The organism is Bradyrhizobium sp. AUGA SZCCT0283, from assembly GCF_018130385.1.
In the GTDB taxonomy this organism is placed as follows: Bacteria; Pseudomonadota; Alphaproteobacteria; order Rhizobiales; family Xanthobacteraceae; genus Bradyrhizobium.
Map to the genome: position 1 here is coordinate 45063 of NZ_JAFCLU010000038.1, position 13867 is coordinate 58929.

18 protein-coding genes, 1 tRNA gene and 1 pseudogene are annotated in these 13867 nt (G+C 60.7%); 10 read left to right on the forward strand and 10 right to left on the reverse strand.

Annotated elements, in window-relative coordinates; genetic code table 11:
- Nucleotides 1–92: 92 nt before the first annotated feature.
- The 5 genes from JQ624_RS32935 to JQ624_RS32955 all read left to right on the forward strand — a co-directional run bounded on the left by JQ624_RS32935 (nucleotide 93) and on the right by JQ624_RS32955 (nucleotide 3423).
- On the forward strand, nucleotides 93–560 hold the full coding sequence (locus JQ624_RS32935) for a low molecular weight phosphatase family protein (protein WP_212423062.1): 468 nt from the start codon (nucleotides 93–95) through the stop codon (nucleotides 558–560).
- Nucleotides 561–658: 98 nt separating this feature from the next.
- Nucleotides 659–2071: an amidase gene (locus JQ624_RS32940; RefSeq protein ID WP_212423063.1), complete on the forward strand. Its 1413-nt coding sequence runs from the start codon at nucleotides 659–661 to the stop codon at nucleotides 2069–2071.
- A 258-nt stretch (nucleotides 2072–2329) separates the two neighbouring features.
- Nucleotides 2330–2953 (forward strand): Maf-like protein, encoded by a 624-nt coding sequence (locus JQ624_RS32945; RefSeq protein ID WP_212423064.1) that lies wholly within the window; start codon nucleotides 2330–2332, stop codon nucleotides 2951–2953.
- Nucleotides 2943–3146 (forward strand): DNA gyrase inhibitor YacG, encoded by a 204-nt coding sequence (gene yacG, locus JQ624_RS32950; RefSeq protein ID WP_212423065.1) that lies wholly within the window; start codon nucleotides 2943–2945, stop codon nucleotides 3144–3146. The genes JQ624_RS32945 and yacG overlap by 11 nt, the downstream gene beginning before the upstream one ends.
- A 201-nt stretch (nucleotides 3147–3347) precedes the next feature.
- Nucleotides 3348–3423, forward strand: a tRNA-Phe gene (locus JQ624_RS32955).
- Nucleotides 3424–3768: 345 nt separating this feature from the next.
- On the opposite strand, the gene JQ624_RS32960 is transcribed toward JQ624_RS32955, so the two are convergent.
- The 4 genes and pseudogenes from JQ624_RS32960 to JQ624_RS32975 form a co-directional block, all read right to left on the reverse strand.
- A complete protein-coding gene (locus tag JQ624_RS32960; RefSeq protein ID WP_212423066.1) occupies nucleotides 3769–4650 on the reverse strand; it encodes an ArdC family protein in 882 nt (293 codons plus the stop codon).
- 304 nt (nucleotides 4651–4954) lie between these two features.
- A complete protein-coding gene (locus tag JQ624_RS32965) occupies nucleotides 4955–5587 on the reverse strand; it encodes a hypothetical protein (protein ID WP_212423067.1) in 633 nt (210 codons plus the stop codon).
- A 17-nt stretch (nucleotides 5588–5604) separates the two neighbouring features.
- Nucleotides 5605–6117, reverse strand: coding sequence for a hypothetical protein (locus tag JQ624_RS32970; protein ID WP_212423068.1), 513 nt, complete (start codon nucleotides 6115–6117; stop codon nucleotides 5605–5607).
- Nucleotides 6118–6161: 44 nt separating this feature from the next.
- Nucleotides 6162–6602: pseudogene (locus JQ624_RS32975) on the reverse strand (hypothetical protein).
- A 118-nt stretch (nucleotides 6603–6720) separates the two neighbouring features.
- Between JQ624_RS32975 and JQ624_RS32980 the strand changes: the two are divergent.
- The 3 genes from JQ624_RS32980 (at nucleotide 6721) to JQ624_RS32990 (ending at nucleotide 9020) form a co-directional block, all read left to right on the forward strand.
- Nucleotides 6721–7662, forward strand: coding sequence for a DUF4238 domain-containing protein (locus JQ624_RS32980; protein ID WP_212423069.1), 942 nt, complete (start codon nucleotides 6721–6723; stop codon nucleotides 7660–7662).
- The gene (locus tag JQ624_RS32985; protein WP_212423070.1) at nucleotides 7652–8356 is read left to right on the forward strand and encodes a hypothetical protein; all 705 of its coding nucleotides are present in this window, start codon (nucleotides 7652–7654) and stop codon (nucleotides 8354–8356) included. Before JQ624_RS32980 ends, JQ624_RS32985 begins: the two co-directional genes overlap by 11 nt.
- Before the next feature lie 259 nt (nucleotides 8357–8615).
- Nucleotides 8616–9020, forward strand: coding sequence for a hypothetical protein (locus tag JQ624_RS32990; RefSeq protein ID WP_212423071.1), 405 nt, complete (start codon nucleotides 8616–8618; stop codon nucleotides 9018–9020).
- Nucleotides 9021–9130: 110 nt separating this feature from the next.
- On the opposite strand, the gene JQ624_RS32995 is transcribed toward JQ624_RS32990, so the two are convergent.
- The 6 genes from JQ624_RS32995 to JQ624_RS33020 form a co-directional block, all read right to left on the reverse strand.
- Complete coding sequence (locus JQ624_RS32995; RefSeq protein WP_212423072.1) at nucleotides 9131–9841, reverse strand: phosphatidylserine/phosphatidylglycerophosphate/cardiolipin synthase family protein; 711 nt, start codon at nucleotides 9839–9841, stop codon at nucleotides 9131–9133.
- 18 nt (nucleotides 9842–9859) lie between these two features.
- Complete coding sequence (locus tag JQ624_RS33000; protein ID WP_212423073.1) at nucleotides 9860–10429, reverse strand: hypothetical protein; 570 nt, start codon at nucleotides 10427–10429, stop codon at nucleotides 9860–9862.
- Nucleotides 10430–10471: 42 nt separating this feature from the next.
- Nucleotides 10472–11074: a DUF6680 family protein gene (locus JQ624_RS33005; protein WP_212423074.1), complete on the reverse strand. Its 603-nt coding sequence runs from the start codon at nucleotides 11072–11074 to the stop codon at nucleotides 10472–10474.
- Nucleotides 11071–11415, reverse strand: a complete 345-nt coding sequence (locus tag JQ624_RS33010) for a hypothetical protein (RefSeq protein ID WP_212423075.1) — start codon at nucleotides 11413–11415, stop codon at nucleotides 11071–11073. Before JQ624_RS33010 ends, JQ624_RS33005 begins: the two co-directional genes overlap by 4 nt.
- Before the next feature lie 422 nt (nucleotides 11416–11837).
- Entirely contained in the window at nucleotides 11838–12362 is a 525-nt protein-coding gene (locus JQ624_RS33015) for a hypothetical protein (RefSeq protein ID WP_212423076.1), read from the reverse strand.
- Nucleotides 12359–12748: a hypothetical protein gene (locus JQ624_RS33020; RefSeq protein ID WP_212423077.1), complete on the reverse strand. Its 390-nt coding sequence runs from the start codon at nucleotides 12746–12748 to the stop codon at nucleotides 12359–12361. Before JQ624_RS33020 ends, JQ624_RS33015 begins: the two co-directional genes overlap by 4 nt.
- A gap of 170 nt (nucleotides 12749–12918) precedes the next feature.
- Between JQ624_RS33020 and JQ624_RS33025 the strand changes: the two genes are divergently transcribed.
- Together JQ624_RS33025 and JQ624_RS33030 are read left to right on the forward strand one after the other, a co-directional pair.
- On the forward strand, nucleotides 12919–13335 hold the full coding sequence (locus JQ624_RS33025; RefSeq protein WP_212423078.1) for a hypothetical protein: 417 nt from the start codon (nucleotides 12919–12921) through the stop codon (nucleotides 13333–13335).
- A gap of 3 nt (nucleotides 13336–13338) precedes the next feature.
- The coding region (locus JQ624_RS33030; protein ID WP_212423079.1) for an SOS response-associated peptidase at nucleotides 13339–13867 on the forward strand (529 nt) is incomplete at its 3' end.

Consider the following 13867-nt stretch of genomic DNA (forward strand, 5'->3'; position numbering starts at 1 on the left):
GACAAACGCCTTCGTTTGTCCTGACGTCATGCGCAAAAGAGATGGCATGACGCCGAAGAGGGTTTCGTCCCAAACCAGAGAAGCCTGACCGCATGGATGCGCCGCCCCGCGCGCGCACTCCGCAGGCCGTGCTGTTCGCATGCGGCCTGAACAGCGTGCGTTCGCCGATGGCGGAGAGCCTGCTGCGGCAGATGTTCCCGCAGGCGCTCTACGTAAAATCCGCCGGCGTCAAGAAGGGCGAACTCGATCCGTTCGCGGTCGCCGTGATGGCCGAGCTCGGCCAGGATATTTCCGGCCACAAGCCCACCACGTTCGAGGAGCTCGAGGACTGGGAAGGGCTCAATTTCGATCTCATCATCACGCTGTCGCCGGAAGCCCATCACAAGGCGCTGGAGCTGACACGCACCATGGCCGCCGATGTCGAATACTGGCCGACGCCGGATCCGACCGGGATGGAGGGCAACCGCGAACAGAAGCTGCAAGCCTATCGCGAGGTTTGTGACGGACTGTTGCTGCGCATCCGCCGCCGGTTTGCCAAGGCAGGCGCGGCGAGCGGGTGACGCCCGAGCCGTCGACATCCGACAGGTGCGGTACTACTCTGACCGACGGGTGGGGGCGCCAGCGCGACTTCGTTGCGCATGTCATGTTGGAGTAGGCGATGAGCGAGATCTGGCAACTCCCGGCCACTGAGCTGGCGCAGCGCATTGCACGCCGGCAACTGAGTTCGGCGGAAGTGGTGGATGCCCATCTGGCGCGCATCGATGCGGTGAATCCTGTGCTGAATGCCGTGGTGCGCGTGCTGGCCGACGAGGCCCGCGCGGCTGCCGTCAACGCCGACCAGCGGCAGGCCGCCGGCGAAACCATTGGCCCGCTGCACGGCGTGCCTTTCACGGTGAAGGAAAACATCGACATGGCCGGGCTACCGACGACCTGGGGCGTGCCCGCGCTGGCCAAGGCGGTGGTCCCGGTGGATGCGCCGGTCGTCGAACGCATGCGCGCCGCCGGCGCCATCCCGATCGCCCGCACCAATCTGCCTGACATGGCGCTGCGCGTGCACACCGACAGTTCGCTGCACGGCCTGACGCGAAATCCCTGGCATCCCGGCCGCACCGCGGGCGGCTCGAGCGGCGGCGAGGCCGCAGCGCTGGCCAGCGGCATGAGCCCGATCGGCCTTGGCAACGACATCGGCGGCTCGCTGCGTAATCCGGCGAACGCCTGCGGCATCGCCTCGATCCGTCCATCCGCCGGCCGCGTGCCCGATGCGGGTTATGTGCCGGCCGAAGACCGGTTGCTGGCGGTGCAATTGATGAACGTGCAGGGGCCGATGGCCCGCCGCGTGGCGGATGTGCGCCTTGGCCTGCGTGTCTTGATGGGCGCGCATCCGCGCGATCCCTGGTCGATCGATGCTCCGTTCGAGGGGCCGGCGTTGGCGCGGCCGATTCGCGTGGCTGTGCTGCCCGAGCCGCCCGGTGGCGGCACCGATCCAAAGGTGGCGGCTACGGTGCGGCGTGCCGCGCAGGCGCTGGCCGATGCCGGTTATGTCGTGGAAGAAGCCTGCCCGCCGCGTTACGACGACGCGATCGGCTGCTGGGCGCGCCTGATCATGGGTGATTTCGGCTCGGTGCTGGCCTTGCTGTCCCCGATGATGGGCGCGGACGCCATGGCCTTCCTGAACAACTTCAATGAGGGCATACCGCCTTTGGCCGACGCGGCGGCATTCTCGCAACTGATGGCCGAACGTGACGGCATCGCGCGCGCATGGTCGACCTTCATGGCGGACCGGCCGCTGCTGCTGTCGCCGACCTGGACGCAATTGCCGTTCGAGCATGGCTTCGATTCGGCGACCCCGGCCGGATCGGCTGCGACCAAGGAGCTGATGCGCCCGGTGGTCCCGGCCAATCTGCTCGGCCTGCCGTCGGCCTGCGTGCCGGCCGGGCGTGACGAGGCGACGGGATTGCCGATCGGGGTGCTGATCACCGGGCGGCGGTTGCGCGACGATTTGTGCCTGGACGCGGCCGAGGCCATCGAGGCCCGCCTTGGCCTCGCGACCCCGATCGACCCGGTGCGCTGAATGTTGCCGAGCGGATAGCTTCCCGTCGTTCCTGCGAACGCAGGAACCCATACGCCGCGGCCGAGCGATTGGAGGCAGTGCCAGTTCGACTTGTCATTTCCCCGACAACCGCCTGTGGTTATGGGTCCCTGCGTTCGCAGGGACGACGAAAGATTCGTAATGACAACAATCACTTGTTCCCCGGTTGTGGAATGGAGTGCCTTCCGATAGGTTCCGCGCGCGATCCCCTCCGAATCCTTTTTCCGCGACAAACCCTGCATGCTTGGCCGTCCCAAACTCGTTCTCGCTTCCGGCTCGCCGCGACGGCTCAGCCTGCTCAACCAGGCCGGCATCGAGCCCGACGCGCTGCGTCCGGCTGATGTCGACGAAACGCCGAAGCGGGGCGAGCTGCCGCGCGCCTGCGCCAATCGCCTCGCCCGCGCCAAGGCCGACGCGGCGCTGAAATCCGTCCAGCTTGACGACGAACTGCGCGGCGCCTTCATCCTCGCAGCCGATACGGTGGTCGCGGTCGGCCGCCGTATTCTCCCCAAGGCCAATCTGGTCGATGAAGCCGCGCAGTGCCTGCGGCTGCTCTCGGGACGCAATCACCGCGTCTACACCGCGATCTGCCTGGTGACGCCGAAGGAGGCGTTCCGCCAGCGCCTGATCGAAACCCGCGTCCGCTTCAAGCGCTTGAGCGAGGACGACATCCAGGCCTATATCGGCTCCGGCGAGTGGCGCGGCAAAGCCGGCGGCTACGCCGTGCAGGGCATCGCCGGATCCTTCGTGGTCAAGATGGTCGGCTCCTACACCAACGTCGTCGGCCTGCCGCTCTATGAGACGGTCACGCTGATGGGCGGCGAGGGCTTTCCGATCCGATTCGGCTGGCTCAATGCCAGCTAAGCCCCCCCAAGCCGCCGGCGCCAGCGGGCCATCGAAGCCGCCATCGAAACCGTGCCCGGAATGCGGCAAGCCCGCCAGCCCCGCCACCGCGCCGTTCTGCTCCCCCCGCTGCCGCGACGTCGACCTGAACCGCTGGCTGTCAGGCAAATACGTCATCCCCGGCCGCGAGACGGACCCGGAGGATGCCGAATAGCAAAATGTCGAAAACAACCCCATGCAAAGTAGCATGGTGTTGCCGGCATGGATGCTTCGAGCGCGACGCCCGAGGCGAATTAACGTGATTTCCCAGTAATTTGGCTGGAGATGCGAAGCGAGGCCGCGTCCGGCGAAGCCGGGTGGACATGGCCCGCCGGCCTGACTATAAACCGGCGCTCCCTGCTCCGCGCCGGGACATGCCCAGGTAGCTCAGTTGGTAGAGCATGCGACTGAAAATCGCAGTGTCGGTGGTTCGATCCCGCCCCTGGGCACCATCAAAATCAATGAGTTAGCTGCGCCACGGCCCTTTCGAGAAATCGTCGTGTCCGCACTATGTCCGTATTAACCTTGTAGCTCCCCGCTGCGCTGCCGCGCGTCAACGCTGAACCATCCTGCCACCGGGTTCATTGCGTGCCGATATGCTGCGTAGCTCGTAGGGAAGGGTCCAGCGGCCGGGCTGGATGGCGAAAAGCCACGCCGGCGAGGCCACCAGAACCAGCCAGCGCCGCTTCTGCCGAATGTTTCCAGCCTGCGGTCGGCGTAGAACACCTCGATGCTGACGCCGGTCTGGGGGTTGATGTCGTAGAGCGCCTCGCGGGGGTGGTACATCGGCGGCACTCTCAAGCCGCGATCTCGGCGGGCTCGGCAAGGGCCAAGCCGCGCAGATAGTCCGCGGCCTTTGATGCCCGGCTGCATGCCGTAAAGAATGCACGCTTGTCCGATTTCAAAAGCTCAATCCAGTTGGCGATGTAGCCCGCGTTCCTTACGTCACCGTCAAAGCCAAACTCCGCGCACAGAAAGGCGGCGCCCAACTCCGCAATCAATTCCTCGGCTGCGTAATTGCGCGAGCCGAAGCGGTTCTTCAGATCGCGATCCAGGCGGGCCTTGTTCGCGGTCCAATGGCTTAGCTCGTGGAATGCCACGTTGTAGAAGTGATCCGCGCTCTTGAAACAAGAGAATGCCGGCATCGAGATAAAATCGTGGCTCGGGATGTAACAGGCTTCGCCGTGACCCTCGCGGATGTCCGCACCGGTCGAGCACAAGAATGCGTCCGCAAGTTCGTCCCGCGTGTCGGGATTGCGAACGCGCAACGGCTTTCCGCTGATGGCGCTAGCGGGAATGTTCTCGCACTGGTCGACGTTGAAAACCGTATATTCCCGCATCATCGGGACTAGGCGCGTTGAAGAGCTATCGTCCGCGCCGTTGTCGTGAACCTGGAGTTGCTTGACGAAATAGACCCTGGTGCCATGCTCGCCCTTGCGCACGTTGCCGCCCAACTCCAAGGCCTGCTTGAATGTCAGAAAGCGCGGCGAGCGATAGCCAGCCGCCTGTGCCATCCACAACAGAACGACGTTGCAGCCGGAGTAAGGCCGGTTGCTCACCGCGTTGCATGGGATGTTCGCACCGGGGGTCGCCGACCAGGGCTTAACCCAAGGGGCGGCACCGGCTTCTAGCTGCGCAATAATGCGCGCGGATACCTCCGCATAGAGATCACGTTTCATAGCCCGCCTCGCCGTTATGGCGCGACCACGATCGGCCGCATGCCATAGCCGCGTTGGGCAGTCTTACAAATTCCCCCCGGGGAGCATGGACAGGGCGCCCCTGTCTCGCTTCGCGAGACCTCACCGGAAAATATCCAGGGGTCAAAAAGTGCCATTAAGGAGTTGTTAAGGTTGCGCCCGTCTGCCGGTGGGCTTTGGATGGCCGGTGGCGTCCTCAGACCGCGACGTGCGCGATCTCGACACGAAGGGCGGGGCGCGCGGCATCAGCTAGTGTAATCAAGCTATTGCATCCACGGGCACCGCGCTATTCGTACTCAAATTCGTATCGACCAGTATGTTTAGAGCGAAAAACGGTCAGGCGTTTCCGCTCTTCATCGCTCAAATGTTCGGTCATCGCCCTCAGCGCCTCACCGAATGAGCATAGATGAAGTTCAACCGCACCTTGCTCAATTCCGTCCTTAAAATATGTCCGATACACGCGATTGCCCTTCACGCGAGATGAAGCCGCTCGCTCAAACTCGCCTCCCTTACTGACGTAAACGGAGAATAGAACAATCCAATCCTTTGACCCACCGTAGCCTTCCGCGCGCATTTGGTTTTCGCGCAGATTAAGGTCCCCGGTTGTTCCGATCTTGATGATGCGCCCTGACAACGAGCCAGCGATGTACACATAGCCCGGCGTGTCCTCCCGCCTTTGAAATGCGATGTTCGTTGGCTTGCACTGAATGCAATGGCCTGCCCGCGTTCGCAGGCGATGGCCCATCCTTCGACAATTCGCCCGACCGATCACTCCGGCGAGTACCAGATGTTTCCCCGCCTCCTTGGCGGCGGCTGCGCGCCCCTCTTTTGATTGATAACGACCGTCATAAACGTCTTCTTCGGAGTACCCGTGCCGCGCGAGAAATCTGACTTCGTCGGCCGAAAGGAGAGAGGTCATGGCCTGTCTTCACATCTTCACATATCGCTTCGGGTTTGCGCCACCACCGGCAGGATGCGCCATCGCCTCTTGGGTTCTAGCGTCCAATACATCACGCTGACCTTTGCGCTTTTGCGCTGACTGTGTGCAGGCTGATGCAGCAGAAAATTTTGCTGCATTGTTTCGCCCGCAGCGACGGTGCATTTGAACGGCATCGCCAAGCAATGGTCAACGGCTGCCATGTCTAGTCCGCTTGGGCTGCCATTGGGTGCCGTGATCGGCTTTGTCTGCCATATACTGCCGAGCCGATAATCCGGGAGATCAACGCCAAGCTTCTCGATCTCGATACCGAGATGAGAGCCGTTTTTGACGTTCAATGTCGCGAGCCACCACTCGGTGCTAGGACGCGTAAGCGTGATCCACGCATTGACGGCTTTTTCTGCTTTCGCCTGTCGAGCAGTGCTCCAAGAGATGTACAGGCTCAGGCCGGCGACAACCAGCGCCAGTGCGGTCAGGCCGTCGCGTACCGGAAAGGCGGTCCAATCGATCATGCCGCGCAACCTAAACGGGCCTGCCTGGGCGGGCAAGCGGCCTTCTACGTGTCGTGTCGCTTGCGTGGCGCAAGCTGCAACAGCGTCGCGGCCAGGCGCTTCCCCGCGCCCTTGCACTTCTGGCAAACCAGTCGCCCGGCGAGATCGTGCACGCACGTTGTCGGCGGTCGGCGCAGCGCGGCGAGATCGACATCGCGCGCCGTCTTGCACCGGCTGCATCTGACCTCCAGCCATGGATAGCCGCCGTTGATGGCCTGATCGATGGTCGGGCTCGGGTCGATGGGGCCGCCATCTGACCACATGCGTTCGTTGAAGGACTAACAGGCCAGATTATCCGCTTCCCGGATCAGCGCCTCGCCCTCGCGACGCTTTTCCGCCGAACGCTCGGCGAAGATGTGCGTCATCGCCCGGCTCTTGGCGAGTTCTTTTGTCAGCGCCTTCCGGTCGCCGCCGGATAGCGGCGCTGGGTGATGCTTCGGGGCCATCACACATTTGAGCGCGCCGCACCGGTTCGTGCAATCGCCCGAGATGTTGGGTGAGCGGGCGTCCGGAACTCTACCGCCGGCCGTGTTCCTTGATTTCGCCTTGCGGAATTGACCCTCGGTGCGGTATATCCGCACCATGCAACTGCCGCGCAAGCACCACTACAAGCCACAGTTCTTCCTCGGCCGATGGGCGGGAAAGGACCGGCAGCTTTGCGAGATGAAACTGATCCATGGAAAGCTCGTGTCAAGCCGTCGTTCCCCGGCCGGTACCGGCTACATCAAGGACCTATACCGCACCGCAGGGGTCGCCGAGGAACGGTCGCAAGACCTTGAGACGAATTTCATGTCGCCAATCGACAACGGCGCGGCGACCGCGTTGCAAAAGCTCACTTCGGGCCGGCTGCTAGATGCCGACGACCGCATCGCTTGGGCGCGGTTCATGCTGTCGCTGATCTATCGAAATCGTGAGTGCGTCGAAACCATCAAGACCCACATGGCAAACATGTGGGACGAAGGCACCGGTGCCTTGGAGGCGGAATGGGCCGCGAACCGTGATCCGCATGACCAGCGGACCTTCGCCGAGGTGACCGCATCCCGGGAGCCGGCTGCTGCCGCGATCAGCGCCACGAACATGATGGCGGACATCATCGCCAACAGCCGCGCCGTCCCGGATATTGCCAGTATGCCTTGGATACGCATCGATTTGCGCGCGTCCGAGAGGCCGTTGATGACATCGGACAGGCCGCTGGTGTTCATCCCGCTGGAAAACCCCAAGGCCTACATGGCTCTGCCGATTGGTCCTCACGATCTGTTCGTCGCGGCGAGAGATGACCAATTCTTGATGGCTTTGGCCGCTCGCAATCCAACCCTCATTGCGCGACAGATGAATAAGGATGTCGTCTCGCAGGCCCGGCAATTCGTCTGGGGCGTCGATGATGACCAGCTAGATTTCGTGCGCACCTATGTCGGCGCGGCCCCTGATCGCGTCATCATCACCGATGCCCAGCGAGAAGAGGCGCTGGCTGCGGCGCGCGGCTGGCAGCCGGCCGATGCCGGATAGTGTCGTGCCCAGACCGTGGGCCGAAAATTTAGCCGAGGCACGGCGGCTTGCCGCTGGCTTGAGCGCCAGCCTGCCCGACAAGATAGAAATCGCTGCAATCGGCGTTCGTTCGAAGGCTCCGTTCCAGCTTATCTCCGTCTGCGAAGCGCTGATCTGGCGCACCGAAGAGTTGGCGCGCAATGCGTGCGATGCCGTCGAAAAGGAAGACTTCACCGTCGCGGCGTTGCTGATCCGCAGCATCGCCGAGAGCGCGGCGATGACTTGGTATCTGCTCGAAATTTTAGAGAACCGGAAGGGCTACACGCCGGCCGAACTTAACGACAAGCTGATGAGAATGTTCGCGGGCTCGAAGAACGGCTGGGCCGACGGGCCGGAAGCCATCAGTGTGCTAACTTTCGTCGAGCGATTGAATAGGAAACTACCGGGCTTTCAGGCAGCCTATAATTCGCTGAGCGAGTACGCGCATCCGAACTGGTTAGGCGTTTCCGGTTTGTACTCGAAAATCGACCGCGAGAATTTCACTGTGCACTACGGTCGTGGCCTTCGCACCGAACCCGCCGGCCATCAACTGGCGAATGCACTTGTTGGCGGCCTTCTCACATTCGAAGATGGATACAACAAGATCACCGATGCCATGCCCGCGTTCATAGACGAGCTTGAAAAGCTCTCTGACGAATGGCCCATCGCTCCGTAACAACGTCGGTCGATCTACGGGGAGGGCGTTGTACCTTCGTACCTTGCTCCAGTTGTGCGCTGCAAGGAGCTTGGGGGGGTGGTCTTGTCGACAGTCTAGCTCGAACTGATTTATTAACTATTGGCCTCGGCGGCGAACGCGAGGACCACTGGCGCGACCACAATCCCAGAGATTAGTGGGAAATAACTCACTGTCATGGTGCGCCTCGCGTCAAAGCATTCGCTTGGCTACAAATAAGCATAGGAGGACTGAGCCCGACGTGACCGCGGTCAGGGTCATATTTATTAAGCTGCCGACTGCGGTTGAAATTGCCGTCAGTGGACGATCCTCCGGCCGCAATGATTTGGCCTTGCGCATTTTAGCTGCCATGGCGATCCTTGGACGGGTCAGGCTGCGATGCAGCCTGACCCTGACGCTTCCCTGTCGGGTTGATCCCGATCATGAGCACACCATCGCACCCGTGCTCGATGAAATGCTTAAGCTGAAAGGTCAATCAGACATTACCAAGGGGGATGGTTTACAGAAACGCGGATGCGCTTCCGAGCGCGAAAGGAGTGCGTTTTGCGGCGTGACACGCGCTGACATCTTTCTGATCTTAGTGGTGCGAGAACCTAATGTCCGCTTTGAGGAGGCGATCAGACTTGCCGGTTGCGCCCGTGTTTGACCAGAAGCGGAACTTTAGCTTCTACCCAAATAGGCGACGGTTTCTATCTCCACCAACACTTCCGGCTTCGCAAGGGACCGTACCTCGGGCGGTTCCCGGTGCGAACCTCGTTAGAGCGGTGTCGCTGATGACCACATTAGTTCGTAGGCATCAATCTTGAGCTTCCCCGCGTCCGGTGGCATTCGGACGAGACTGGTGTGCGAGCGCTTTGCCAAGTCCTTGAACGATTGCCCGAGCACAAAGGCTGTCTTGCCGTCGATCAGGATCAGTCGATCATGCAGACTGCGCGGTAAGCCGAGCCGAACCTCAAGCGACTGCTTCATCTGCTGCGCCCAGTGCCGAGCCGCTGGCTTCAGCGCCTTGCTATGCGTTGCTTCGGTCAAGACCCGCACCGACGCATTGTCGGGCGCCAGCACGGCATAGTCAGTGAGCACCTTCGCATCGGCATAAGGATCGACGATGAACACGTCGGCTGTCGCCGTGCCCAGCGCCTTGCCAACCGCAGCAAACGCATCGAAGGCATGGCCGGCAGCGATGAACGCTCCCTGCAACTCGGCGGGCGCGTGAAGCTCTGCCTTCGCAAGTGCCTGATGTGCGACGGCCAAGATCGTACTCCAATTCCCGTCACGCAGTCCGCCTTGCAAATGCAGTGACGCGACTTTGAACGAAACGATGCCCACCGTGTCGACCAACTTACCCGCTTCGATCAGCGCCAAGACCTGGGCGACCCAACGGTGCGTTTCGGGTGTCGGGTCGGCCTTCAGATCGGGCGTGTCGGCGATCAGGCTGCCGAGCCGCAGGTAGGTTGCTTCCGTCGTCAATGGGTGTGTCATGAGGATTTACGGATCAATGAACTGGATGTGCTGCGGAGCGCCCTTAAACTCCTGCCGCTGCAAAATGAAGCCAACCGTGAGCCAAATTCCAACCCCTATGATGATCGACCCCGGTCCAAGGGAATTGTCGATAGTGTAGGCGACCACGAACCCAGCGAACGCTGAAACGATCGAGACTAACAACCACAGCACCCGAACCATCTTCCGTTCCAGCCAAGCCACCCGTTCGTTGAGTTGATCGACTTCAACCTGCGTCATTTCAGTTCCCCAGTGTGTCATTTCGCAATTTCCAAAATAAGGCTTGGACATCGGTCCGCACTTGCTGTTGTCGGGGTTGAGACACCGAAGACCGCCCCCATCCCATGCCCGCCAAGTTGTCGAGTAACATTCTGCGCCGACGTTCGGGTACAAAACACCGCAAAGGTGCGAAGTTGAAAAAACGTAGCTTTGCTCATCCATGCATATTTCGGTCTGCACCGGATCAGCCTGGGCTTTCTTAATGCAGGCTTGGAAAGCGCGGTTTTTGTCATCGTCGCACCCGCACAATGCAAGGCCTGCGATCAGGACCGCAGCCATTCTCGTAGCGGACATGCTGCTTCACCCCTTTGGGTTGCCGTTTCAGCGGGGCGTCGATGGCGGCGGCGGGAATTTATTTGCGGAGGGGCTGGGCTGGAATGGGGTGATCGGTAGTGGTCGCTTACCCTGCAGTAGCTCCAACGCGAATTGTCGTATAGCGTTCTGTTCGGCCTCGATATTGACCCAGCCCTGCGGAGCGTAAGAGTACTTTGCAAGCTCACGCTTATCGAGCGCGAAGCCCAAATGCTTTCCAATCTCAAACATCATCTCGTTGAAAGCGTCGTCGCGCCCATCAACGAAATGGCGAATAGCCTCGTTTGATGATCCCGGCGGCAAGGCCGGGCCCCCTAGGTTGTCGATGTATTTCTTGTAAGCGGTGATTACCCTATCATCGTCGTGAAATTCGGTCTGGATCACATTGAGCGCCGTGACATGATCGGGCGAAAGCGTCACCCGCCGTGTCCTCATGAGTGCGTGAAACGTATCGTATTTCCTGCGGCGCTTCTCTCGCTTTTCTTCAAAGCGAAGCGTAATCTGGACGGCTACGATCGGGCCAACGACAATAGCAACGGCTGTGACGATAAGGATTGCGACGTTGAGCCAATCCTTGAATTGCATGCACCAGAAGCCCTCGGGGCAATTCATAACGGTATATCCTTGACCTTTTCAAATTTCGCATTCACAGGACCCAGTGGCGTCTCGATTGTTATGACGCGGCCATCGGCAAAATTGGCTGGAAGCGTGAGCTTCACCGAGACCCTAGTCGGAGCAATGCCAGCGGGCGCTCCAGTGATAAGTGGGGCTCCGGCAGGGAGCACATATTCGACTACGCCTTCTAGACTGCCGTCGCGTTTGGTCTGATAGGAGCCGTCATATTGCATCGTTGCGACATCGACACCGACGAGCATTCCGTCGCCGATATAGAAAAGGCCAATGCTTTGACCCGCGACGCCCGTGAAGTAGGCGACGTAAAGCGCCTTCGCCATCTGAATTGGTTCTCCCTCCCGGGCCAAGCCTGATGCCCTTGGGGTAGCACACTAAATTGTGTGACCGTAGGCCCTCCCGCGCTAGATGCACCGATATTTTGGGTCCGAGCGAGCGCAGACGATGGGCACGCCATGGCGACGCATCTCGGTTGACCCATCCCATCGAGTTTGGCGTCCTTCGGTAGGAATGAGATTATGGGGGGACCGCGCGACGGCACTGTTCCATGATATTTGCCCCGCCGGTTTTCCGGGTTGCGTTGCGGATCGGTGCAAAATTTGGAAGGATCGACGCGAGCGCGATGGCGGTGCGCCACCGCTCCCGGTGCGCGGTGCCTGCTGTGTTCGTCATGAGTGACTGGCGGCTCGTCGTGAGTGATGGCTGGCGATGGTGGCGCGGTGGCGTGCGCCCCAGCCGAGGCTGTTTAAAGCGGAGGCAGCGGCGGCTCTATGCCGAACTTCTGGAGTTCGCGACGAGCTTTGAGCCAATCGAACAGGCGCGGCAGATCGGTCAAACGGTTGGGAGACCCCTCTCGCTCTCGCCTTTCTCTCAGATAGGTCAGATGTTCGGGGTCGTCGATCTGTTCGTGTTCGACAATGGCAAGGAGGCGATCAACGGTCTTTGGATTTTGCGCTGCCCACGTCAGGAATGCATCGTATTCCGCCTGCTCGCGCCGTTCTTCAGCCTCCAGTTTCGTCCGTTCCCGCTCGTCTTCCAGTTTCTGTTTTCGCGCCGCGAACTTCCAAGAAAATAAATCCACCACTTCCCCAACGGTGCTTATTGCTGCGATGGCGTAGAGAACCAGCAAAATGTTCAACAACCACTTTGTAGCTGTTTGGCCAATGTGGATTTCGATCTCGCTGCGAAACCAAAATGCGGCAGCGATCAACGCAGCTCCGACAAGAGCGCCGAGCAACGCTTCCCCGAGGTCCTTTCTGTCGAGGATCATTGCAGTTGCATGCCCAGATACACTATCGCGACAATTACCCATGAGAGGCAGACTAGCACGAAGATGGACTTGGCCCCGATGCCCAACCATCCGGTCTTTTCGACGCCGTAGTTCCGGGCCATCTTGGTGATGATTGTCCCAGCTACCGAAATGACGACTAGCGTGAACAGGCCATCAACTGAGTTTGGCAAAGCCATCGCTGTGTTAGTGATGAAGTAGAGCACGTACAAAACTGTACCGACCGCGAACCCTACCAACGAAATCAGGAACGCCGTGGAGTATGGTATATGCCGCGCGAAGTATTTGACCCCAACTGACGCCAGCAGCGCAAAGACCACAGTAAGCGCAGCACCGCCCACTAAAACCTGCAACATCGCCCCAGCCATTTACCACTGCCCCGCAATATATGGTTGCATAATGTTCCGTTACGGGCGCTAGGGGAAGCTTTGTGAGAGAGGTTAGTTGAGGTGGATGTCCGACGGTTGTGCCCGGTACGCCGACCGCCCCAATCTGTAGCGGCTTGCCTCCCCCGCGCGGCCCGGCGATCCTCTCCCGCATGGGTACCAAGTCACGGGAAACCATTTACGGCGCATCGATCCGCGCTGCCTCAGAACAAGCAGCGCAGGCGCGCAAGACCGCCGACCGTTTGGCCTGCGAGGCTTGGAACAAGCGGATGCTCGGCTTTCAGGGACCGGCGCAGCCTTCACCTGCGTTGGGCGATGCCCTCAATGCCGGTTACCTCTATCTCGAGGTGAAATGCCTTGGTTGCAATACGCATCAGACCGTCGCGCTTAACACCGTCAGGCGGCCGAAGGCAACGCCGATCCACGAACTGGAACGCTACATGCGGTGCAAGGATTGCTCGCGGCTTCAGGGGCGGCCGTACAAGCGGAGCCATCTGGTGGCGCTTCGGCCGACGAAGATTTCCGCCAACGATCCGGCGTCAACATGGTGGCCAGGGGAGCGAGACTGAGGCATGTGCAATCTCTATTCGATCACCACGAACCAAGAAGCGATCCGCGCGCTGTTCCGCGTCGTCAATCGCTACGTCGGCAATCTGCCACCCATGTCCGGAGTGTTCCCCGACTATCCCGCGCCCGTAATTCGCAATGCTGGCACCGAGCGGGAGTTGATACTGATGCGCTGGGGTATGCCGCCGCCGCTGCGGACCGGCGGCCCGCCCGTGACGAACATTCGCAACACGTCGTCGCCGCACTGGCGCGGCTGGCTAAAGCCGGAGAACCGATGCCTCGTGCCGTTCAATAGCTTCGCCGAATACGCGCCCGAGCCGAACGCTGAAACCAAGAAAAGGGACGTAGTCTGGTTCGCGCTCAACGATGGTCGGCCGCTTACAGCCTTCGCTGGCATTTGGACTGAGTTCAAGGGCGACCGTGGCACCAAGTCCAAGCCAATCCCCGGACCGCATTCGGTCTACGGTTTCCTGACCACCGCGCCGAACGCGGTCGTTGAGCCGATCCATCCGAAGGCTATGCCGGTAATCCTGA